24 protein-coding genes are annotated in these 20,827 nt (G+C 72.3%); 16 read left to right on the plus strand and 8 right to left on the minus strand.

Annotated features, from left to right (window positions below; genetic code table 11):
- Window positions 1–19: 19 nt before the first annotated feature.
- Together ASE20_RS02825 and ASE20_RS02830 are read left to right on the plus strand one after the other, a co-directional pair.
- The gene (locus ASE20_RS02825; protein ID WP_056892982.1) at window positions 20–229 is read left to right on the plus strand and encodes a hypothetical protein; all 210 of its coding nucleotides are present in this window, start codon (window positions 20–22) and stop codon (window positions 227–229) included.
- Window positions 226–576, plus strand: coding sequence for a type II toxin-antitoxin system PemK/MazF family toxin (locus tag ASE20_RS02830; protein WP_056892983.1), 351 nt, complete (start codon window positions 226–228; stop codon window positions 574–576). Before ASE20_RS02825 ends, ASE20_RS02830 begins: the two co-directional genes overlap by 4 nt.
- 22 nt (window positions 577–598) lie before the next feature.
- On the opposite strand, the gene ASE20_RS02835 is transcribed toward ASE20_RS02830, so the two are convergent.
- Window positions 599–1,150: an RNA polymerase sigma factor gene (locus ASE20_RS02835; RefSeq protein WP_056892984.1), complete on the minus strand. Its 552-nt coding sequence runs from the start codon at window positions 1,148–1,150 to the stop codon at window positions 599–601.
- A gap of 79 nt (window positions 1,151–1,229) precedes the next feature.
- Between ASE20_RS02835 and ASE20_RS02840 the strand changes: the two genes are divergently transcribed.
- Window positions 1,230–1,922 (plus strand): hypothetical protein, encoded by a 693-nt coding sequence (locus tag ASE20_RS02840; protein ID WP_056892985.1) that lies wholly within the window; start codon window positions 1,230–1,232, stop codon window positions 1,920–1,922.
- On the plus strand, window positions 1,919–3,784 hold the full coding sequence (locus ASE20_RS02845) for a glycosyltransferase (RefSeq protein ID WP_056892986.1): 1,866 nt from the start codon (window positions 1,919–1,921) through the stop codon (window positions 3,782–3,784). Before ASE20_RS02840 ends, ASE20_RS02845 begins: the two co-directional genes overlap by 4 nt.
- Here ASE20_RS02845 and ASE20_RS02850 read toward each other — a convergent pair.
- Window positions 3,777–4,547, minus strand: coding sequence for an SDR family oxidoreductase (locus ASE20_RS02850; RefSeq protein WP_056892987.1), 771 nt, complete (start codon window positions 4,545–4,547; stop codon window positions 3,777–3,779). The two genes, ASE20_RS02845 and ASE20_RS02850, sit on opposite strands and share 8 nt — an antisense overlap.
- On the minus strand, window positions 4,544–4,978 hold the full coding sequence (locus ASE20_RS02855; RefSeq protein ID WP_225869015.1) for an Lrp/AsnC family transcriptional regulator: 435 nt from the start codon (window positions 4,976–4,978) through the stop codon (window positions 4,544–4,546). The genes ASE20_RS02850 and ASE20_RS02855 overlap by 4 nt, the downstream gene beginning before the upstream one ends.
- Window positions 4,979–5,068: 90 nt before the next feature.
- Between ASE20_RS02855 and ASE20_RS02860 the strand changes: the two genes are divergently transcribed.
- A complete protein-coding gene (locus ASE20_RS02860; protein ID WP_056892989.1) occupies window positions 5,069–5,965 on the plus strand; it encodes a phenylalanine 4-monooxygenase in 897 nt (298 codons plus the stop codon).
- Between the two features lie 197 nt (window positions 5,966–6,162).
- Window positions 6,163–6,525: a GIY-YIG nuclease family protein gene (locus tag ASE20_RS02865; protein WP_082612113.1), complete on the plus strand. Its 363-nt coding sequence runs from the start codon at window positions 6,163–6,165 to the stop codon at window positions 6,523–6,525.
- A 95-nt stretch (window positions 6,526–6,620) separates the two neighbouring features.
- Here the strand turns inward: ASE20_RS02865 and ASE20_RS02870 are convergent, their stop codons facing one another.
- A complete protein-coding gene (locus ASE20_RS02870) occupies window positions 6,621–7,547 on the minus strand; it encodes a LysR family transcriptional regulator (RefSeq protein WP_056892990.1) in 927 nt (308 codons plus the stop codon).
- 76 nt (window positions 7,548–7,623) lie between these two features.
- Between ASE20_RS02870 and ASE20_RS02875 the strand changes: the two genes are divergently transcribed.
- Together ASE20_RS02875 and ASE20_RS02880 are read left to right on the plus strand one after the other, a co-directional pair.
- Window positions 7,624–8,961, plus strand: a complete 1,338-nt coding sequence (locus tag ASE20_RS02875) for an FAD-dependent oxidoreductase (protein ID WP_082612080.1) — start codon at window positions 7,624–7,626, stop codon at window positions 8,959–8,961.
- A gap of 32 nt (window positions 8,962–8,993) precedes the next feature.
- Window positions 8,994–9,938: a 2-hydroxyacid dehydrogenase gene (locus ASE20_RS02880; RefSeq protein WP_056892992.1), complete on the plus strand. Its 945-nt coding sequence runs from the start codon at window positions 8,994–8,996 to the stop codon at window positions 9,936–9,938.
- Here the strand turns inward: ASE20_RS02880 and ASE20_RS02885 are convergent.
- Entirely contained in the window at window positions 9,932–10,297 is a 366-nt protein-coding gene (locus ASE20_RS02885; protein WP_056892993.1) for a DsrE family protein, read from the minus strand. The two genes, ASE20_RS02880 and ASE20_RS02885, sit on opposite strands and share 7 nt — an antisense overlap.
- Window positions 10,298–10,527: 230 nt before the next feature.
- Window positions 10,528–11,562: an alpha/beta fold hydrolase gene (locus tag ASE20_RS25800; RefSeq protein ID WP_200952685.1), complete on the minus strand. Its 1,035-nt coding sequence runs from the start codon at window positions 11,560–11,562 to the stop codon at window positions 10,528–10,530.
- 101 nt (window positions 11,563–11,663) lie between these two features.
- On the opposite strand from ASE20_RS25800, the gene ASE20_RS02895 reads away from it, so the two are divergent.
- From ASE20_RS02895 to ASE20_RS02910, 5 genes are all read left to right on the plus strand, one after another.
- On the plus strand, window positions 11,664–12,839 hold the full coding sequence (locus ASE20_RS02895) for a S1C family serine protease (protein ID WP_056892995.1): 1,176 nt from the start codon (window positions 11,664–11,666) through the stop codon (window positions 12,837–12,839).
- A 63-nt stretch (window positions 12,840–12,902) separates the two neighbouring features.
- Window positions 12,903–14,066 carry a glycoside hydrolase family 6 protein gene (locus tag ASE20_RS02900; RefSeq protein WP_056892996.1) on the plus strand — a complete coding sequence of 388 codons (1,164 nt, stop codon included), beginning with the start codon at window positions 12,903–12,905 and terminating at the stop codon, window positions 14,064–14,066.
- A gap of 92 nt (window positions 14,067–14,158) precedes the next feature.
- Window positions 14,159–14,410, plus strand: coding sequence for a hypothetical protein (locus ASE20_RS02905; RefSeq protein ID WP_056892997.1), 252 nt, complete (start codon window positions 14,159–14,161; stop codon window positions 14,408–14,410).
- A 10-nt stretch (window positions 14,411–14,420) separates the two neighbouring features.
- Window positions 14,421–14,567 (plus strand): hypothetical protein, encoded by a 147-nt coding sequence (locus ASE20_RS24570; protein ID WP_157538384.1) that lies wholly within the window; start codon window positions 14,421–14,423, stop codon window positions 14,565–14,567.
- Window positions 14,568–14,757: 190 nt separating this feature from the next.
- The gene (locus tag ASE20_RS02910) at window positions 14,758–15,198 is read left to right on the plus strand and encodes an HNH endonuclease (RefSeq protein ID WP_056892998.1); all 441 of its coding nucleotides are present in this window, start codon (window positions 14,758–14,760) and stop codon (window positions 15,196–15,198) included.
- A gap of 9 nt (window positions 15,199–15,207) precedes the next feature.
- On the opposite strand, the gene ASE20_RS02915 is transcribed toward ASE20_RS02910, so the two are convergent.
- Window positions 15,208–16,221, minus strand: a complete 1,014-nt coding sequence (locus ASE20_RS02915; RefSeq protein WP_056892999.1) for an AraC family transcriptional regulator — start codon at window positions 16,219–16,221, stop codon at window positions 15,208–15,210.
- Window positions 16,222–16,322: 101 nt separating this feature from the next.
- Between ASE20_RS02915 and ASE20_RS02920 the strand changes: the two genes are divergently transcribed.
- From ASE20_RS02920 to ASE20_RS02930, 3 genes are all read left to right on the plus strand, one after another.
- On the plus strand, window positions 16,323–16,913 hold the full coding sequence (locus ASE20_RS02920) for a hypothetical protein (protein WP_056893000.1): 591 nt from the start codon (window positions 16,323–16,325) through the stop codon (window positions 16,911–16,913).
- 30 nt (window positions 16,914–16,943) lie between these two features.
- Window positions 16,944–17,639: a lysoplasmalogenase gene (locus ASE20_RS02925; RefSeq protein ID WP_056893001.1), complete on the plus strand. Its 696-nt coding sequence runs from the start codon at window positions 16,944–16,946 to the stop codon at window positions 17,637–17,639.
- Window positions 17,640–17,702: 63 nt separating this feature from the next.
- Complete coding sequence (locus tag ASE20_RS02930; RefSeq protein WP_056893002.1) at window positions 17,703–19,340, plus strand: GMC oxidoreductase; 1,638 nt, start codon at window positions 17,703–17,705, stop codon at window positions 19,338–19,340.
- A gap of 84 nt (window positions 19,341–19,424) precedes the next feature.
- Here the strand turns inward: ASE20_RS02930 and ASE20_RS02935 are convergent, their stop codons facing one another.
- Window positions 19,425–20,825: a calcium-binding protein gene (locus ASE20_RS02935; protein WP_056893003.1), complete on the minus strand. Its 1,401-nt coding sequence runs from the start codon at window positions 20,823–20,825 to the stop codon at window positions 19,425–19,427.
- Between the last annotated feature and the right edge of the window lie 2 nt (window positions 20,826–20,827).

Below are 20,827 nucleotides of genomic sequence, written 5' to 3' on the forward strand. Positions count from 1 at the left end.
ACCGCGGTAGCATCATGGTATGAAGATCAGCGCCAGCCTTCCCGTCGACGACGTCGAGTTCCTCGACCGCTTCGCAGCTGAGCACGGCGACACCCGGTCCGGAGCGCTGCAGCGCGCCGTCGCACTGCTGCGCCACCGCGACCTCGGCGACCAGTACGAAGCCGCGTGGGCCAGTGACAGCGCCGACGACTGGGACGCCACGGCCTCCGACGGGCTGGCCACGACGTGAGGCGTGGCGAGATCTGGCTGGCGGATCTCGAGCCGGTGGTCGGCAGTGAGGCGAACAAGACCCGGCCCTGTGTCCTGGTCAGCAACGACCACGCGAACGGCCGCGCCGCCGTGTTGTCCCGCGGAACCGTCACCGTCGTCCCGGTCACGCGGACGCTGGCTCCGCTGCTGTCGTTCCACGTGCTGCTGCCGGCCGAGGACACGGGCCTGTCCGACGACTCGAAGGCGCAGGCCGAGCAGGTCCGATCGGTCGACGTACGTCGTCTGGTCCACCACGCGGGAGCGGTGCCGGCAGGCCTGATGCGGGAGCTCGACGCAGCACTGCGCCTCCACCTCGACCTGGTCTGACGGGGTCGCCCTCAGCCTGCATTCACCTCGGCCGCTCGAACTGCTCCGCGAGCGCCTTCAACCCCCGGTGCGCCGCCACCCGTACGGCGCCCGGCCGCTTGCCGAGCACGGATGCCGTCGTCTTCACGTCGAACCCCAGGACCGCGCGGAGCATGACCGCCTCGGCCTGCTCGCGGGGCAGGCGGGCGATGGTGGCGATCGCCTCCTCGGAGGAGATGGCCTCGACGACGAGGTCCTCGGAGGAGCCGGTGGCCCGCTCTGGCAGCTCCTCGTGCGGCACCGGGTCGGCGGGGCGTCGCTGGCGGCCGCGGTGCAGGTCGACGGCGCGGTTGCGGGCGATCCGCGCGACCCAGCCGCGGAAGGCGTCGAGGTCGCCCGTGAACGTCGGGAGGTCGCGACAGGCGTGGGCCCAGGCCTCGGCGCAGACGTCCTCGGCGTCGTCGCCGGCGAGCACCGCGACGTACCGGAGCAGGCCCGGTTGGGTGGCGCGGAACAGGCGCGCGAACGCAGCCTCGTCACCACCCTGAGCGGCCGCGACGTCGCCGTCGTCGGCCTCCTCCCCGAGGACCCCCATGGCCGGAAGTATGGCCCGTTCGCGAAATCGTCGGCATTCCCAGTAACGCTTTCGGGACGCGCGACGCTGACAGTCCGAGATGAAGAAGCGATCGAGGAACCCCGTCACCCCCGCCGTCGCGGAGCTGCTCGCCGCGGCCGCCCCGACCCCCGGTGCCGACGTACCCGGAGAGGCCGAGGCGCTCGCCGCGTTCCGTGTCGCGCAGGCGCAGGCGCAGGCAGCACCCGTCCCGCGCGCCGGCCGGATCACCGCGGCACGGGCCGCGATCGTCACCGCGCTCACCACCAAGCTCGTCGCCGGAGCGGTCGCCGCGGGCGCCGTCGCGGTCGTCGCCGGCGCGGGCGTGCTGGCCGTCTCGACCGGCGTGGTGCCCGGGCTCCCGGACCACGGGACGGGCTCGGACCACAGCACCGTCTCCCCCGGCACCGACGACACCACCGACAACGACGCCACCGACGACACCACCGGTACGACGGACGGCTCGACGTCGGTCCCCGGCCAGGGCACGCCGCAGGGCAGCCGGCCGACCGGCGTACCGTCCGGCAGGCCCTCCGACCTGCCAACGCCGCCGCACCCGACCGGCAAGCCGTCCGGGGTCCCGTCCCCGGCCCAGCCGAGCCGGAAGCCGTCGGACCTGCCGACCGGTCCGACCACCCCGACGCTGCCGACGCAGGCGACCCAGCCGACGCAACGGCCCACCCCGACCACCGGTCGCCCGGCCGAGCTGCCCGCCACGCAGCCCACGTCCCGGATCCAGCGGAGCGGCGAGTGATCGCCACGCTCGGCGTCGTCGTCCTGTGCACGGCGCTGATGTGGATGACGGCTGTCGGCCTGCTGTGGCTGGCACCGACGACACGGCGTGCCGTCTGCATGGCCGCGATCGTGGCAGCGGCAGGTGCGGGCGCCGCGCTCGCCCACCTGGCCTGGCCCGACCGCGCCGCGCTGCTGCCCGCCGGCACCGTCGCCCTCACCGCAGTGGTCCTCACGATGGCGCGCGGCGAGCGTGACGAGCTGAGCCCGGCCGGGCGCACCGCCTGGGTCGCGTGGCTGCTGTTCGGCGCCTCGACCCTGGTCTGGGCGGTCCTGTTCGTCGCCGGCCTCGAGCTCAGCACGATGTCGACCGGCCTCCTGTGGCTCGCCATGGGCGTCTCGGCCCTGACCCTGCCGTCCGCGGCGGTCACCACCCGTGAGGGCTGGGAGCCGCTGCTGCAGCGCCGGCGCCGCTCCTCCTCCCTGCGGGTGGTGCGGGCCGACGTACGGCCGCGGGTCTCGATCCACGTGCCGTGCCACGCCGAGCCGCCCGAGCTGGTGATCAGCACGCTCGAGCGCCTCGCCGCCCTGGACTACGACGACTTCGAAGTGCTCGTCATCGACAACAACACCACCGACCCGGCCCTGTGGCTGCCGGTGCAGGAGCACTGCCGCCTGCTCGGCGACCGGTTCCGCTTCTTCCACGTCGAGGGCATCACCGGCGCCAAGGCGGGCGCGCTCAACTGGGCGCTCCCCCACACCGATCCGGCCGCCGAGGTGATCGCCGTCGTCGACGCCGACTACCACGTCGAGCCCGGCTGGCTGCGCGACACCGTGGGCCGGTTCGCCGACCCGCAACTGGGCTTCGTGCAGTGCCCGCACGCCTACCGCGACCACGAGCACTCCCGCTTCGCGACCTGGGCCAACTGGGAGTACGCCGTGTTCTTCCAGACCGGCATGGTGAGCCTCGACAACCGGGGCGCCGGCCTCACCGTCGGCACCATGTCGCTGATCCGCAAGCAGGCCCTCGTCGACGCGGGCGGCTGGGCGGAGTGGTGCCTGACCGAGGACTCCGAGCTGTCGATCCGCATCCACGCCGCGGGCTACAGCTCGGTCTACCTGACCGAGGCCTACGGACGTGGGCTGGTCCCCGAGACGTTCGAGGCCTACCGGCGCCAGCGGTTCCGCTGGACCTACGGCCCGGTGCAGGAGCTGCGGCACCACTGGCGACTCTTCCTTCCGGGCTGGCTGGGGGGCCGCCCGAGCAGGCTGACCAAGTCCCAGCGCCTGCACCATGCCAACCACGGCATCGACGTGATCGGCATCGGCGTCCGCGCCGTCGTGCTGGTGCTCGGCATCGCGACCGGCTTCTCGCTGATCGCGCACGGCGAGACCCTGCAGATGCCGTTCGAGCTGTGGTTCGCCTCGACGGCGGCGCTGCTCGGGAGCTGGCTGATGCGCTTGCTCGTCTACCGCCGTTGCGTGGGTGCGACGGTCGCGCAGACCGTCGGCGCCATCGTCGCCTTCGCCGCGCTGTCGCTGGTGATCACGGTCGCCACGCTGCGCGCCACGATCGGCCTCAGCAGCGCCTGGCACCGCACCAGCAAGTTCCAGGAGCGCCGCAACTGGCGCTCCGCGCTCGCTGGGGCCCGGACCGAGACCCTCGCCGGCGGCGCCTGCGCTGCGGTCGCCCTCGGCCTGTTCGTGTTCGCGCCCGGCAGCGGCGGTGTCGTGGTGATGCTCGGGATCGCGCTGCTCGCGAAGGGACTCGCGTTCCTCAGCTCACCGGTGCTGGCCCTGGTCGCGGACCGCGACCTGCCGGGCGTCGTACCTGCTCCGGTGGCGGTGCGCCGCGACGCGGAGCTCCTGAGCCAGGTCAGCTGACGGGTCGCCGCAGCGCGCGGTCGACCACCGCAGGCAGGTGCCGGATCGCGACGGCGGCGAGCCGGCTGTCCCGCCCCGGTACGACGAGGAAGCCCCGCCTGCGCCGGAGGGCCCGGAGCAGCTCATCAGCGACCTGCTCCGGGGTCAGGGTCCGCACACTCTCCTCGGCGGCGAGCACCTCCGCCGGCTTGTGGCGGTTCTCCTCCTCGAAACCCGGCGTCAGCGTGTTCGGCGGGCAGAGCACCAGCACCCGCACGCCGTCCGGCCGGACCTCGCGACGCAGCGCCTCGGAGAACCCGATCACGCCGAACTTCGTCGCGCTGTAGACGGTGTACCCGAACACCCCCGCCAGGCCGGCCATCGACGACGTCGTGACCAGGGTGCCGCGGGTGGCGCGCAGGTGGGGCAGCACGGCGCGCGCGACGTTGATCGTGCCGAGCAGGTTGGTCGCCACCATGCCGGTGACGTCGTCGGGCGGCAGGTCCTCGAGCCAGCCCGGACGCGCGTAGCCGGCCGTGTTGACCACCAGGTCCGGCACCTTGCCGTCGGCGACCAGCGCGCCGACCGCCTCGCGCACCCCGGTCTCGGACGTCACGTCAACCACGCGGGACGAGGCCCGCGGACCCAGCCGGGCCACGGCCGCTGCGAGCTTGGACTCCGAGCGCGACAGGACGACGACCTCCCGGCCGTCCTCGACCAGTCGCGCCGCCACGGCGAGGCCGATGCCCTCGGAGCCCCCGAACACGAACACGCACCCGGTCACGACGGTCCTCCCACGTGCTCCTCGAACACCAGCACGGTCTGCGTGGCCACCACCTCCGGCAGGGCCTGGATCCGCTCGAGCACCAGCTCGCGCAGGTGGTCGGCGTCGCGCGCGCGCACCAGGATGACGCAGTCGAAGTCGCCGGTCACCAACGCGACGTGGGCGGCCTCCTCGAGCTGCCACACCTTCTCGCGGAAGGACTTCCACGAGTTCTGCTTGGTCCGGACGTGGACGTACGCCGACAGGCCGAGGCCCAACGCGGCGTGGTCCACGTCGATGGTGAACGCCCGGATCACCTGGGTGTCGACCAGCTTCTTGACCCGTGCGTAGGCACTGGCCCGGCTGATGCCGACCTGCGCCGCGACGTCGCGGATCGACGTCCGGGAGTCGGCCCGCAAGACGTCCAGGATCGAGCGGTCGACAGCGTCCATGCCGGACATACTGCCACTCGCAGACCGCGATGATGAGCCATTCGTCCAGACGCTCTGGCATTTCCCTGTGCCGCGTCACACACTGCAGCCATGTTCGAGGAAGGCCAGTACTTCGCGCCCGTGACCGCCGACCAGGACGGATCCCTCAAGGTCCACCTCGGCGCCGACCACCCGGGGTTCGCCGACCCGGCGTACCGCGCCCGGCGCGACGCCCTCGCGACCCTCGCCAGCAACTGGCGCCCGGGCACCCCCGCGCCGATCGCGGAGTACACCCAGGACGAGCACCGCGTCTGGCAGGTCGTGAGCGAGGCGCTGATCACGAAGCACCGTGCGTACGCGTGCCGTGAGTTCCTCGACGGCAAGGAGTCGCTCGGCCTCCCGATCGACCGGATCCCCCAGCTCGCCGAGGTCAGCGACTGGCTGGCCCCGCTGACCGGCTACCGCTACCAGCCCGCCGCCGGCCTGGTGCCGCTGCGCGAGTTCTACGGCTCGCTCGCCGACAAGGCGTTCTGGTCGACGCAGTACGTCCGCCACCACTCGGTGCCGCTCTACACGCCCGAGCCCGACGTCCTGCACGAGGTGGTCGGCCACGGCAACACCCTCGCCAACCCGCGCTTCACGGCGCTCTACGAGCTCGCCGGCCAGGCCTCGCGCCGGGTCCGCTCGACCGAGGCGCTGGAGTTCGTCAGCAAGGTCTTCTGGTTCACGCTGGAGTTCGGCGTGCTGTGGGAGCAGGGCGAGCTCAAGGCCTACGGCGCCGGCATCCTCTCCTCCCCCGGCGAGATCGAGGCCTTCCGCGGCATGACCATCCGCCCCCTCGACATCGGCGAGATGGGCAGCATGACCTACGACATCACCGACTACCAGAACGTCCTCTACGTCGCCGACTCGTTCAGCCAGGTCGAGGACGTCGTCGGCTCGTTCTGGGCCGACTGCACGGACGAGTCGATCGCGCGCCTCGCGGCCCGCCACCCCGCCCACACCTGACGCCCGCCGCTGGTCGAGTAGCCGTTCCGAGGAACGAGGAACGGCGTATCGAGACCACCCGCCCTGGTCTCGATACGCCCTCGCCCAGGGGCTCGGGCTACTCGACCAACGAAGGAACCCAGGGGCTTGGGACTGCACGATCCGAGCGCCTGTGGATGACGGATCCCTCCGAGCAGCGAATCAGGCACCGTGGGCCCATGCCCCACGTCTACATGCTCCGTTGCTCCGACGGCTCGTACTACGTCGGCAGTACCCGCAATCTGGATCTCCGCTTGCAACAGCACCAGCTCGGCGTTGGATCGCAGTACACGCGCCGCCGCCTTCCGGTGGAGCTCGTCTGGTCCGCGGAGTATCCGAACATCGGTGACGCGTTCTTCTGGGAGAAGCGCATCCAGGGCTGGTCACGGGCAAAGCGCGAGGCCCTCATCCGGGGCGAGTACGAGGCACTCCCGGGGCTTGCGAAGAAGGACTTCAGCAGGCGCCGAGCGGACGCCGGGAGTCCCGACAGGCCCGCCCCCATCGAAGACGACACGGCACCACTCCCGCCGCTGGTCGAGTAGCCGTTCCGAGGAACGAGGAACGGCGTATCGAGACCACCGGCCTTGGTCTCGATACGCCCTCGCCCAGGGGCTCGGGCTACTCGACCAACGAAGAATCAGGTACGAGCAGCCCGGGCCGCCCAGGCGACCAGCTCGCGCGCGGGTCCCTCGGGCGGGTGCGGCCCACCCTTCCAGACCGCGTGCAGCCGGCGGGTCAGGTCCAGACCGGTCACGGTGACCCGGACCAGGCGGCCCGTCGCCAGGTCGTCGCGTACGGCGTGGGCGCCGACCGCCGCGGGCCCGGCTCCGGCCGCGACGGCCGCGCGGACCGCTGCGGTGCTCGAGAGCTCCAGGACCGGCGGGGCCATCGGGAGGTCGGCGAGGGCACGCTCGAGGACGGTGCGCGTCCCGGAGCCGGGCTCGCGCACGACCAACGGGGTCGCGGCGAGGGTGGCAGCGCTGACCCGCCGACGGGAGCGCAGCGCCCACGGGTGGGCGGGTCCGACCACGACGACCAGCTCGTCGGTGCCGACCAACCGGTGCCGCAGGCCGCGCGGGGCGTCGGGTCCCTCGACGAAGCCGAGCGCGATCTCGCCGGACGTCACCAGCTCGGTCACCCGTCGCGTGTTCGTCGCGGTCATCGTGACGTCCGTCGGCTGCCGGCCGCGCTGGGCCTGCTGGGCCCGCAGGCCGACGATCCAGCCGGGCAGCAGGTGCTCGGCGATGGTCAGGCTGGCGGCGATGTCGAGGTGACCACGGCGGTCGGCGCGCAGCGCACCGATGCCGGCGTCCAGCTCCTGCGCGGCGTCGAGCACCCGGCCGGCCCACTGGACCACCAGCTCACCGGTCGGGGTGAGCTCGGATCCCCGCTTGCTGCGGGCGACGAGGGGCTCGCCGACGAGCGACTCCATGGTGCGGACCCGCGACGAGGCGGCCTGCTGCGTGATGCCCAGCTCGGCCGCGGCGGCGCCGAGGGAGCCGGTGCGGGCGACGACGACGAGCAGCTCGAGGGCCCGGAGATCCGGGACGTGCGGTCCCAACATGCTCACAAGCCTATCTTGTGAGCACCCAACCACAACCTCGTTCTGTGAGCCGTCGTGGATCAGCAGACTCATCAGCATGACTCTTCGTGTTGCCATCGTGGGCGGCGGACCGGCCGGCATCTACGCCGCCGACATCCTCACCAAGGCCGAGGACGCCGACGTCTCCGTCGACATCCTCGAGCGCCTGCCCGCGCCCTTCGGCCTGGTCCGGTACGGCGTCGCGCCGGACCACCCGCGGATCAAGGAGATCATCAAGGCGCTCCAGCGCGTGCTCGCCAAGCCTGAGGTCCGCTTCCTCGGCAACGTGGAGTACGGCGTGGACGTGAAGCTCGAGGACCTCCGCGAGTTCTACGACGCCGTCGTCGTCTCGACCGGCGCCATGGCCGACCGCGACCTCGGCATCCCCGGCGAGGAGGCGTCGTACGGCGCCGCCGACTTCGTCAGCTGGTACGACGCCCACCCGGACGTCCCCCAGACCTGGCCGCTCGAGGCGACCAGCGTCGCCGTCGTGGGCGTCGGCAACGTCGCGCTCGACGTGGCCCGCGTGCTGGCGAAGACCGGCGACGAGATGCTCGTGACCGACATCCCCGCCCACGTCCACGCCGGCCTGAAGGCCAAGACGATCACCGACGTGCACGTGTTCGCACGCCGCGGCCCGGCGTACGCCAAGTTCTCGCCGCTCGAGCTCCGCGAGCTGAACCACTCGCCGAACGTCGAGGTGATCGTGCACCCGGAGGGCTTCGACGTGGACGAGCACGGCATGGCCCACATCGCCGAGCACAAGTCGCAGAAGATGGTGCTGAACACGCTGACCAGCTGGGTCGGCGCGGAGCCCGTCGGCAAGCCGCACCGGATCCACCTGCACTTCGCCGAGGCGCCGACCGAGATCGTCACCGACGCCGACGGCAGGGTCACCACGCTGCGCACCGAGCGCACCCACTCGCCCAACGCGGACGGCCGCGTGGAGGGCACCGGCGAGGTGACCGACTGGGACGTCCAGCAGGTCTACCGCGCGATCGGGTACCGCAGCACGGCCCTGCCGGGCCTGCCGTTCGACGACCGCGCCGCCGTCATCCCGAACGACGGCGGCCGGGTCCTCGACCTCGACGGCAACCCGATCCCCGGCACGTTCGTGACCGGATGGATCAAGCGTGGCCCGGTCGGCCTGATCGGCCACACCAAGAGCGACGCCGCCGAGACCGTGGGCCACCTGCTCGCGACCACCACCGAGACCGCCACGGCGCGCACCCCCGAGGACGTCGACGCCTACCTCGCCGAGCGCGACGTCGAGGTCGTCACGCACACGTCGTGGGAGCTGCTCGACGCGCACGAGATCGCTCTGGGTGAGGCGGAGGGCCGCGCCCGGGTGAAGGTCGCCACCCGCGAGGAGATGCTGGCCGCCGGTCGCGCCTGAACACGCCTGGACGGCCCCGTAGGTTGGAGGGCATGAGCCGACCGACGATCCTCCGCGTCCCCCCGCTCAGCCCGCAGCTGCACGACGCCGTCGCCGAGAGGTACGACGCCGTCGACCCGGGCGACCTGGCGACCCGCGCGGGCGACGTGGTCGGCATCGTCGTCTCCAACTCGGGCCCCGTCAGCGGCGAGCTGATCGCGTCACTGCCGCGGCTCGGCGTGATCGCCAACCACGGCGTGGGCTACGACAACATCGACCTCGCCGCCGCGCTGGACCGCGGCATCGCGGTCAGCAACACCCCGGAGGTGCTCGACGACGCGGTCGCCGAGACGGCGCTGGCCCTGCTGCTCGCCGTACGCCGCCGGGTGGTCGTGGCCGACCGCTTCGTGCGGGAGGGCCAGTGGCTGCAGGGCGCCTTCCCGCTGACCGACCAGCTCGCCGGGAGCCGGGTCGGCATCCTCGGCCTGGGCCGGATCGGCCGGGCGGTCGCCACCCGGCTGGAGGCGTTCGGCTGCACGGTGAGCTACCACAACCGCCGGCAGGTCCCCGGCGTCCCGTACGCCTACGCCACCTCCGCCGTCGAGCTCGCCGAGTCCGTCGACAGCCTGGTCGCGGTCGTGCCCGGCGGCGACGACACCGCCGCCCTCGTCGACCGTGCGGTGCTCGACGCTCTCGGCCCGGCCGGCGTCCTCGTCAACATCGCCCGCGGCTCCGTCGTCGACCAGCGCGCGCTGGTCGACGCCCTGCACGAGGGCCGGTTGGGCGGCGCGGGCCTCGACGTGTACGCCGACGAGCCCCACGTCCCGGTCGAGCTGACGACGATGGACAACGTCGTGCTGCTCCCCCACGTCGGCTCCGCGACCCACGCCACCCGGGCCGCGATGCGCGCACTCACCCTCGACAACCTCGCGTCCTGGCTGGCCGACGGCACCCTGCGCACCCCGATCCCCGAGATGGCGGACCAGCCGGCTCAGTAGCTGAAGCTGGTCGCGCCCTCGTCGCCGATCCACTGCCACATCGGCACGGTCCCGCCGATCTCGGCGCCGCCGATCAGGTTCTCGGGGTCCAGCGCCTTGGCGTTGAAGCAGAGCGGGCAGACGAGGTACGTGCCGCCCGCGGCCTCGAAACGAGCCAGCAGCTCGGGCAGCGACGGGCAGCCCTCGCAGGCCCGCCCGACCGCCACCCCCGGTACGGCGAGGCGCACGGCCTCCTTCGTCAGGAACATCAGTGTCGGCCGCCCGTGCTCGGCCGCGCCCAGCGCGACGAGGAAGGCGACGGTGACCCGCTCGGGGTCCTCGAGTCCGGTGGCGAGGCTGATGACGGCCTTGTTCGACATGGTGATCTCCTTCGGTACGGGCGGTGGATCCGCCGATGTGCCGAAGTCTTCGCCGCGGGAGGGGTTGGTCGCGTCCGCGCCGACGCGCATCCTGCGCCGGCCCCGTGGCGGCCGACGCGTACGCGCGGGCGCCGCTTGTAACTCGGTGTTCGTGCCTACTTCCACGGTCTCGTGACCGGTCAGGAGTCCGTGGAAGTACGTCGCAACACCGAGTTACAAGCGACGGCCCGTCAGGCGAGGACGCGCGCGACGGCAGCGGCGCGCGCCGTACGACCGGACAGGCCGAGCTTGAGGTAGGTGTTCTGGAAGTGACGCTCGACCGTGCGGACGCTGAGCGTCAGGCGCTCGGCGATCTCGGTGTTGTCGAGGCCCTCGGCGGCGAGCAGCAGGATCTCGCGCTCGCGGTCCGACAGGCAGGAGGCGGACACCACCACGCGGTCCTCGCCGACGAAACCGGCCACCTCGCGCAGGAACACCGGCCAGGCCGGCTCGTCCGCGAGGAGCACGTGGTTGCGGGAGTCGAGCATGACCAGGCGGGCGTCCGGGATCTCCGCGGCGAGCCGCGGACCCCAGTCCGGCGCGACCCGGTCGCCCTCGGCGTGCAGGACCAGCGTGGGGACGGTGAGCTCGGGGAGCAGCGGACGGACGTCGGTCGCGTGCCGAGCGACCCGGCTGCAGATCGCGTTCTCGGTGTTGGTGGAGGTGCGCTGCAGCTCGTCCATCCACTCCATCTGCTGCTCGGTCGCGTCGGGGATGAAGGAGTTCGTGAACACCCGGCGGAACAGCGGGTCCGGCCGCGCCCAGCCGGCTCGGATCATCGCGACGAAAGCCTCCTCGGCGGCCTCGTCGGTCTGCTGCAGGCCTCCGCCGGCCATGCCACCGTAGAGCACCAGGCGGCTGACCTTGTCGGGGTGCGCGTGCGCGTAGGCCAGGGCGACCGGTGCGCCGCCGGACATGCCGAGGACCGCGAACCGGTCGAGGCCGACGGCCTCGACCAGCGCCTCCAGGTCGGCCAGGCGCCGCTCGAGGGAGAAGTCGGTGACCTCCCACTCGGACAGGCCGAAGCCGCGCTCGTCGTACCGGATGACGGTGGCGATGTCGCCCAGGTCGTCGAGGAAGTGCCGCCAGACCGGGCTGTGCCAGTCGTGCTGCAGGTGGCTCAGCCAGCACGACACGATCAGCAACGGCGGCCCGGAGCCGTGCCGGGCCCAGGCGATCCGGACCCCGTCGTCGGCGCGGCAGAAGCGCACCTCCTGGTTGGTCACGTCGCGAATCTAGTCCTCGGAGCGTCCCAGCGGCATGGCTTCGTGGCCACTCCTTGGCTCGCGCACACCGAACCCACAGTTTCGGGACGCACGCTCGGAGCATGACGAGCCCGACTCCCCGAACCCGGACCCTCGCGGCGGCCGGTGTCGCCGCCTCCGTGCTGCTGGTCGGCACCGGCGCCGCGACGACGGCGGTCGCGATGCAGGTCCTCGACCGCGGCGGCGCCACGAGTGCCGGCAGCGCGACGCTGATCCCCTCGACGACCTCCCAGGACGACAGCGGCGTGGTCCCGGACCCGGGCAGCGTGCCGCAGCTCTCGCCGTACACCCGGCGGGGCCAGGGCTTCGACCCCGGCACCGGATCCACGTCGGACGAGACCACCTCCGACGCCACGGCCGAGCAGTCCGCCGGCATCGTCGAGATCACCTCGACGCTCGCCAACGGCACCGGCGCGGGCACCGGCCTGGTCCTCGATCAGGACGGCACGATCGTCACCAACCACCACGTCGTCGAGGGCGCGACCTCGCTGGAGGTCACCGACGTGTCGACCGGCCGCACCTACGCGGCGCGGTACGTCGGCGGCGACGCCGTCGCCGACGTCGCGGTCATCCAGCTCGAGGACGCCAGCGGGCTCACCCCGGTCGACCTCTCCGGCGACGCGGCCCAGGTCGGCGACACGATCACCTCGGTCGGCGACGCGGGCGGCGACGGCGGCGCCCTCACGGCCGCGCCGGGCACGGTCTCCGCCCTGGGCCAGGACATCACCGTGCAGGCGACCGACGGCTCCAGCGCGGAGCTGACCGACCTGATCCGGATGGACGCCTACGTCGTCCCCGGCGACTCGGGCGGGGCCGTGCTCGACGGCGACGGCGAGGTCGTCGGGATGAACGTCGCAGCCTCCAGCGGCTCCCGCCAGGTCACGGGCTACGCGATACCGATCGCGACGGTCTCCTCGATCGTCGACCGGATCGATGCGGGCGACGAGGGCGGCGACGTCGAGCTCGGCTACCACGGGTACCTCGGCGTCGGCCTCGCCACCAGCGCGAGCACCCCGCTCGTCGCGCAGGTCATCGACGGCACCGCCGCCCAGGACGCCGGCATCACCGCCGGCGACACGATCACCGCGGTCGACGGCACCTCCGTCCGTACCGCGCAGGCGCTGCAGGAGGCCGTCGCCGCCCACGACGCGGGTGACCGCGTCACGATCACCTGGACCACCGCGTCCGGCGGGACCCGGTCGGCCACGGTCACCCTCGGCGAGGGACCCGTGTCGTAGCAGCTCTGTTCCCCAGGAGGGCCATTCCCTCAGGAGGACCAGTGCGCTGCCGATCTCGACCAGATGCGCCGCACCGTCATCCTCGTCGGCGCCCTGGTGGCCGCTCTCCTCTCCTTGCGGCCAGCGGGCGCCGATCCGCTGAACACCGCGAACCCACTCCAGGACTCGGGTCCGTGGCAGTACTCGACCATCGCCACCAAGGCGAACCCCGAGCTGCTGAACCACCTCGCCGAGACCGACCCGGTACGACGGGCGGCCCTCGGCCGGGTGGCCCTCACGCCGCGCGTGCGCTGGTTCGCGAACTGCGGATCCTGCAACGTCGCGACCGTGCAGCGGTCGGAGTCGGCGTACGTCGCGGACGCCCGGCGCGGCAAGCCGGACGCCCTGGTCCAGCTGGCGGTCTTCGGCCTGTGGCCCAACGGCGAGGTGGTCAACGGCAGGCGGCCGGCGATGTCGTGGTCGATGACCCGCTACCAGGCGTGGATCCGCCAGATCGCCGCCGGCATCGGCAACGCACGCGCGGCCGTCGTCCTCGAGCCCGACCTCGCGATCTCCGCCAACCACGGCGCCGACGGCCGCAGCCGGCCGGACCCGACGCCCGCGCTGCGGATGCGGATGGCCGCCTGGGCCGCGCAGTACCTCTCCACCGCGCTGCCCCGCACCACGGTCTACCTCGACGCCGGCTCCGCCGACTGGCTGTACGTCGACGAGGCGGTCCGGCTGCTGAAGGCCAGCGGGATCCGGTACGCCCGGGGATTCGCCCTCGGCGCCACGCACTACGACTCCGTGGCGGCCAACGTCGCCTTCGCCGCGAAGGTCAGCGCCGCACTGGCGAAGGCGGGCATCCCCGGCAAGCGCGCGATCATCGACACCGCCGACAACGGCACGCCCTTCACGTGGGCGCAGTGGAACGCCCGTTGGGGCGATCGCTACCGCGCGACGGGCAACGAGCTCTACCTCTTCGACAACACCCCGACCTGCCGCTCCCGCACCGAGAAGGTCTGCCAGACGCTCGGCCACCGCCCGACCTGGACGCCCGTCGACGCCGAGGCCGCCAAGCTCGGCCTCGGCACCGACCACCCGGCGCTGCGCCGCCAGGCACGCCAGTACGTCGATGCCTACCTCTGGTTCGGCCGCGGCTGGCGCTGGATGCAGCAGGGCGGCAACGACCCGTACACCGAGGGCCGGACGGTGCGGATGGCGACGTACTCGCGCTTCCGGCGGTGAGCCCTGCGGCACCACCTACGTACGGGGAATGCGTAGTGGGATAGGTAGTGCCACAGATGCCCGCACCCCCCGGATCGTCGGAAGGTGGTGGCATGACCACCACAGTTGCCGCAGCGATCCGGACGGGGAGCGGCCACGACCACGAGATCGGAGCGCCGGCCCTCCGGACCGCGCTCGGCAACGAGCTGCTGCGCCTGGCCGCGGCCGAGGACGCCCTGGCCGCCGAGGAGGCGAGCCGGGTGGCCTACTGGGAGCCCTGTCCCGGCAGCGTGGCCGGGCACCGCGCAGCGGCACGAGTGCTCCGCGACAACGCTGAGCGACTGTTCCGCAGCGCAGCGGCGTGAGGTGAGCACGATGACCTGGCAGACCATCACCGTCGCGGTCGACGACCTCGCGCGGGTGCTGGCCCGGCTCCGCGGATCCGGCGCGACCATCACGCACTGCACCCGGCGCGGCCACACCTGCGAGGTCACCTACTGCGGCTACCTCGACGCCGCCTGAGCCTCCCACCTCACCCCGATCTGAAAATCCTTCGCCGCCCGCGACCCACCCGGCGTACCGTCGAGGGGTTGGCCACGGGCAGTGGACTCCAGCAATTCACGCCCTCGTGGCCGTCACGAAATATCCGGTGACGGCGGAGCGCCGACGATCAGACAGGAGCACGAGCAGTTTCGAGGAAGGAGGCGTCGCCATGACCACTGTCATGCTCCTGAACGCCTCCTACGAGCCGCTCGGCACGGTCACCTTCCAGCACGCCGTCCGAATGCTCTTCCGCGAGGTCGCCACCGTGGAGGAGGCCCACGACGACCGGATGATCGGGCCGCACCCGTGGCCGCGGGTGATCCGTCTGGTGCGCTACGTCGCCGCGAAGTGGATGTACCGGCCCGCCGGCTACTCCCGCTCGGGCGTCCTCAAGCGCGACCGGAACCGCTGCGCCTACTGCGGCCGCCACGCCAGCACCGTCGACCACCTGCTCCCCCAGAGCCGTGGCGGCAGCTGGACCTGGCTGAACACCGTCGCCGCGTGCAGCCCGTGCAACGGCCGCAAGGCCAACCGGACCCCGTCGGAGGCGGGCATGCGGCTGCTGCTGGAGCCCTACGCGCCGACCCGGGCGCAGCTCGCCCGGATCTGAGGCCTGTACTCAGCCCGTGCTCCGGGAGGACCGACGGACCTCCCGGGGCGCGGCGCCGAACCAGCGCCGGCAGGCCCGCGAGAGCACGCTCTGCTCGCTGAACCCGAGCATCCCTGACAGCTGGCCGAGGGGCAGGTCGGTGTCGCGCAGGCAGCGCTCCGCCTCGTCGCGCCGCACGCCGTCGACGAGCTCGGCGAAGGTGATGCCCTGCGCGGCGAGGTGGCGCTGCAGGGTGCGCGGGTGCTGGGCGAGCTGCTCGGCGACCAGCTCGAGGCTCAGACCGCCGGTCGGCAGCATCCTGCGGACGAGACGGACCACGTCGTCCGTCGTACCGGAGCCGGAGCCGGTACCCGTCGCGATCGTGTCGAGGTAGTCGCGGACGACCGCGTGCACCGCACTGTCGGCGTCCAGTCGGCGGGCCAGCACCGACGGGCGGAACCGGAAGCCGTAGTCGTCGACGCCGAAGTCGACGCGGCAGCCCGCCCAGCGGCGGTACGACGCCGCGTCGGTCAGCGGCTGGTGCTGCAGCTGCAGGGTGGTCGGCCGGAAGTCGTCGCCCGCCAGCAGGCGGAACACCCGCAGCGCGACGCCGAGCGCGAGCTCGGCCGCCTGGCGGTGGGGCGGTGGACGGTCGACGACCAGGCGCCAGGAGAAGCTCGCGAGCCGCTCGCGCTCGGGCACCCGGACGCTGACCGCGATCGCGGGGCTGTAGACGGCCATGAACTGCTCGACGGCCTGCAGCGCGTCGCCGACGGTGGCCGCCGTGCGGGCGGCGACGCCGACCGGGCCGAGGATCTCCAGGCCCTGCCGGTCCGCGAGGCGCCGGCCGAGGTCTCCGACGCGGGTGACGGACGCGGCCGTCTCGAGGACGACGACCACGTTCCGGTAGCCGATGAACGTGTCGTGGTCCCCGATCGCGTCCGGCGACAGGTGCGCCGCGGCGAGCAACGGCAACGGGTCGGTGCCCAGCTCGCGCACCAGCTCGATGAAGCCCTGCAGCGACGTGCCGCGGATCAGGGTCATGTCGTCCAGAGTCAAGAACCAGTCGTGTGATGTCAAGCAGCGGGAGCCCGCCGCCGGGATCGTGGCTGCTGTCGATCCCACCCACGAACCGGAGGACAACCATGGCCCGCTTCGACATCACCCGGACGAACATCGCCGTCGAGCGCCTGCTCGAGACGACCGAGAACCCGCGGCACCGCTACCTGCTGCACGCCTACAACCGCCACCGCTACCTCGAGATGGCCGGGCGCTGGAAGGAGATCTTCGCCCCGGAGATGACCGTCGAGCACCCGATCTACCACTTCAACGTCTTCGGCATCAACACCGTCCTCCAGGGCGCCGAGGCCGTGCAGGCCGTGTACGCCGAGTGGTCCGAGACGGCGCAGTGCGTCTTCTACACCGACGACGAGGTGCTGGCTGTCGGCGACAACATGATCGTCTCGACCGCGACGATCTACCAGCAGACGCCGGGCGCCGTGCTCGTCGCCGCCGGTGCGCCGGTCGACCCGGCCGCGCACTACCTCGTCGCCAACGTCGAGCACATGATCTGGCCCTACGACGACGAGGGCCGCCTGATCGGCGAGGACGTCTGGGAGATCGACGAGTCGAAGCGGCAGGTCATCCCGCTCGACCCGTCCGAGGTGCTCACCACCCAGCGTGCGGGCGAGCTGCTCGAGCCACTGATCCTGCCGCTCCCCCAGCGCCCGTTCTGACGGCCCGAGCGCCGGGTCTAGATTGCGCCCGTGCGCACCTCGACCCGGCTCCAGCTCGCCTACGGCGCCCTCGCGGCGGCCGACACCCTGCTCGCGGGCTCGACGAGCCGCTGGGCACACCGCGCCCGCCACGTCACCAAGCCGCTGCTGATGCCACTGCTGGGCGCATCCCTCGCCACCGACCCCGCAGCCCGGACCTCGCCCCTGCGCACCAGCACCCTCGTGGCCCAGGCCGCCGGATGGGGTGGCGACGTGCTCCTGCTCTGCGAGGGCCCGAAGGCCTTCGCCGCGGGCGCCGGGTCCTTCGGCATCGGCCACCTCGCCTACATCAGCGGGCTGGCCCGCCACCGCGACGCGGGTACGCCGATCACCGCCAACCGGGTGGCCCGGGTGATCGCCGGCACCTGGGCGGTCAGCGGCCCGGTCATGGCGATCGCCGCCGCCCGCAAGGAGCGGGCACTCGGTCCGACCGTGCTCGGCTACTCGGCAGTGCTGAGCTCGATGACGGCCGCCGCGAACCACCTCTCCCCCGAGCTCCCCCGCGACGCCCGCCTGCTGACGGCCGCAGGCGCCGGGCTGTTCCTGCTGTCGGACTCGGTGCTCGGCTCGCGGACGTTCGTGCTGACGGACCCGCCGGCCCGGATGGAGTCCGTGGTGATGGCGACGTACACGGCCGGGCAGCTGCTCCTGTGCGAGGGCGCCCGGCGGGCCGGCCACAAGGGGTAGTGGCGAACCCTCTCCATAACTGGTAGAACACGTTCTGGTTCTGCCCAACGTGATGGAGGTCACATGCCGAACGCCACGTCCCACCCCACCAGCAACGCCCGCTTCACCCGTCGCAAGTTCCTCGCCACCACCGGAGCGGCCGCCGGCGCCGCCTCGCTCGCCGGGCCCGTGCTCGGCGCCTCGCCGGCCCGCGCCGCGGCGATCGGCAACGGTGCGTCCGTACCGGCGCTCGTCATCGGCACCGGGTACGGCGGCGCGGTCGCCGCGCTGCGCCTGGCCCAGGCCGGCGTCCCCGTCGAGATGGTCGAGATGGGGATGAAGTGGGACACCCCCGGCTCCGACGGCAAGGTCTTCCCCAAGGTCACCTCGCCCGACAAGCGCGCGTACTGGCTGCGAACGAAGACCAAGGCACCGGTCAGCAACTTCTTCGGCTTCCCGATCGACTCGAACATCGAGAAGTACACCGGCGTCCTCGACGCCGAGGAGTTCGCCGGGATCACGGTCTACCAGGGCCGCGGCGTCGGGGGCGGCTCGCTGGTCAACGGCGGCATGGCCGTCACGCCGAAGCAGTCGCGGTTCAGCTCCATCCTGCCGTCGGTCGACGTCGCGGAGATGTACAACACCTACTACCCGCGGGCCAACGCCGGCCTCGGGGTCGGCTCCATCGACCCGACCTGGTTCGAGACCGCGGCGTGCTACCAGTACGCACGGGTGGGCCGGAAGCACGCGCAGCGCTCCGGCTTCGCGTGGACCTTCGTACCGGACGTCTACGACTGGAACTACATGAAGGCCGAGCAGGCCGGCACCGTCACGCGCTCTGCGCTCGACGGCCAGGTCATGTACGGCAACGACCACGGCAAGAAGTCGCTGGTCCAGACCTACCTCGCCTCGGCGCTCGCGACCGGCCGGGTCAACGTCTCCCCGCTGCACCGGGTCACCTCGGTGACGCCGGCAGCGGGCGGCGGGTACACCGTCTCGATCGAGCAGATCGATACCACCGGCGCCGTGGTCGGCACCAAGACCGTGACCGCGGCCAAGGTGTTCTTCGCGGCCGGCAGCGTCGGCACCAGCAAGCTCCTGGTCAAGCTCAAGGCGACCGGTGCGCTGCCCGCCCTCAACAACGAGATCGGCAAGGGCTGGGGCGACAACGGCAACGTCATGTGCGGCCGCGCCAACCACATGTGGGACGCGACCGGCACGCTGCAGTCGACGATCCCCTGCTCCGGCATCGACAACTGGGACGCCGGCGGCGCCTTCGCGGAGGTCGCGCCGCTGCCGACCGGCATCGAGACCTATGCCTCGCTCTACCTGTCGATCACGAACACCACACGCCGCGCGGAGTTCTCCTGGAACGCCGCGGCCAGTCGCGTCGACCTGTCGTGGCAGACGGCGTGGAAGCAGGACTCGATCACCATGGCCAAGACGATCTTCGACAAGATCAACAGCAAGGAGGGGACGATCTACCGGACCGACCTCTTCGGCGGCTACAAGATCTGGCAGGACGGCCTGACCTACCACCCGCTCGGCGGCGCGGTGCTCAACAAGGCCACCGACAACTACGGTCGCCTGCCCGGCTACCCCGGCCTGTACGTCATCGACGGCTCGCTCATCCCCGGCAACACCTCGGTGAACCCGTTCGTCACGATCACCGCGCTGGCCGAGCGCAACATCGAGCGGATCATCGCGACCGACGTGCTCTGACCCTCCGGTCCATGGGGGACGTCATACGAAGCGAGGGCTCTCGCCCACGCTTCGTATGACGTCCCGGCATCCAGACGGCGCAGGTCAGGGCGCCTGCTCGGGCGTGGGCGCCAGCACGTAGGAGTACGACACCACGGTCGCGCTGTCCGGCCCGTCCGGACGCACGGTCCGGCCGCCCTTGAGCGGAACCGTGAGGTCGGCCGGGTTCCACTCCTCGTACGCGACGCGGTCGGCCGCCCGGGTGCTCAGCTGGTAGTCGGAATCGCCCCAAGGGCAGGAGATCCGCCCCGGCTCGCGGAGGACGAGGCCGCCCCACTCGAAGGTGTACTTGTGGCTGACCTCGTCGAGCGACAGGGTCACGCCGAGGTCGCCGTCGGCGAAGTCGCCCGAGCCGGCGATCGTGCACTCGCCGTTCTGGCCGAACCCGGTCCAGCTCCCGGTGACGCCGGTGGGTGCGGTGAAGAACCACGTGACGCCGTCCTGACGCACGTACTGCTCGACGTCGACGCTCACCACCCACGACACCTCACTGGTGTAGTTGGTGCCGTTGGAGTAGTTCGACGTGCCCTCGAGGGTCAGCGTCCAGCGCGGCGGCAGCGCCTCGCTGTGGCAGGAGATCTTGACCTCGACGTCGGCCGCGCAGACGTCCGGGTCGTCGGGCGAGTTCTCCGGCCCACCGGGCGCCCCGCCGTGGCAGGTGTCAGTGCCCGGGCCTCCGTGGCACTCATCGATGCCGTCGTCGCCGTCGAGCCGGTCGTTGCCGGCGCCGCCGAGGAGCCGGTCGCTGCCCGGCCCGCCGTGCACCTTCACGTCGTCGCCCTTGCCGAGCACGATCAGGTCGTCGCCCGGTCCGCCGTCCGCACGGCCCGGGACGTCGGCGCCGGTCAGCTCGTCGTCTCCGTCGCCACCGACGATCGCGACACCGCCTGCCCTCGCGGTGAGGAAGTCGTGGCCCGCGCCACCGTAGACCGTCGCACCGGCGGAGTCCGCGACCACGCGGTCGCCGCCCAGGTCGCCCCAGACCACCGCAGCACGAGCGGTGCCGGTCAGGATCCGGTCGTTGCCGTCGCCACCGCGCAGCTGCTGCCCTCCGGCGCCGCCGGTCGCCCCGCGGACCTCGTCGCTGCCGAGCCCGCCGGAGACCTTGTCGGCACCGCCGTTCGCCGTGATCCTGTCGTTGCCGGCGTCGCCGTACAACCGAGCACCGCCGGTCGTGCCGGACACGATCACGTCGGCACCGGCGCCGCCGCAGACGATGTCGGCGCCGCCGCGGCCGAGGATCCGGTCGTTGCCGCCGAGACCGACGATGACGTCGCGACGCGTGGTGCCGCGCAGCACGTCGGCGCCGGCCGTGCCGACGATGGTCGCGCGGACACCGGCGCAGGTGGGCCGGGCCGCTGCGCCCGCCCCGGGCACGAGCGCCGTGAGGGGTACGACGGCCGCCGTGACGAGCGTGACCAGGGTCAGACTGGTTCGGGAATGCATGG

Source organism: Nocardioides sp. Root240 (genome assembly GCF_001428825.1).
Lineage (GTDB): Bacteria > Actinomycetota > Actinomycetes > Propionibacteriales > Nocardioidaceae > Nocardioides.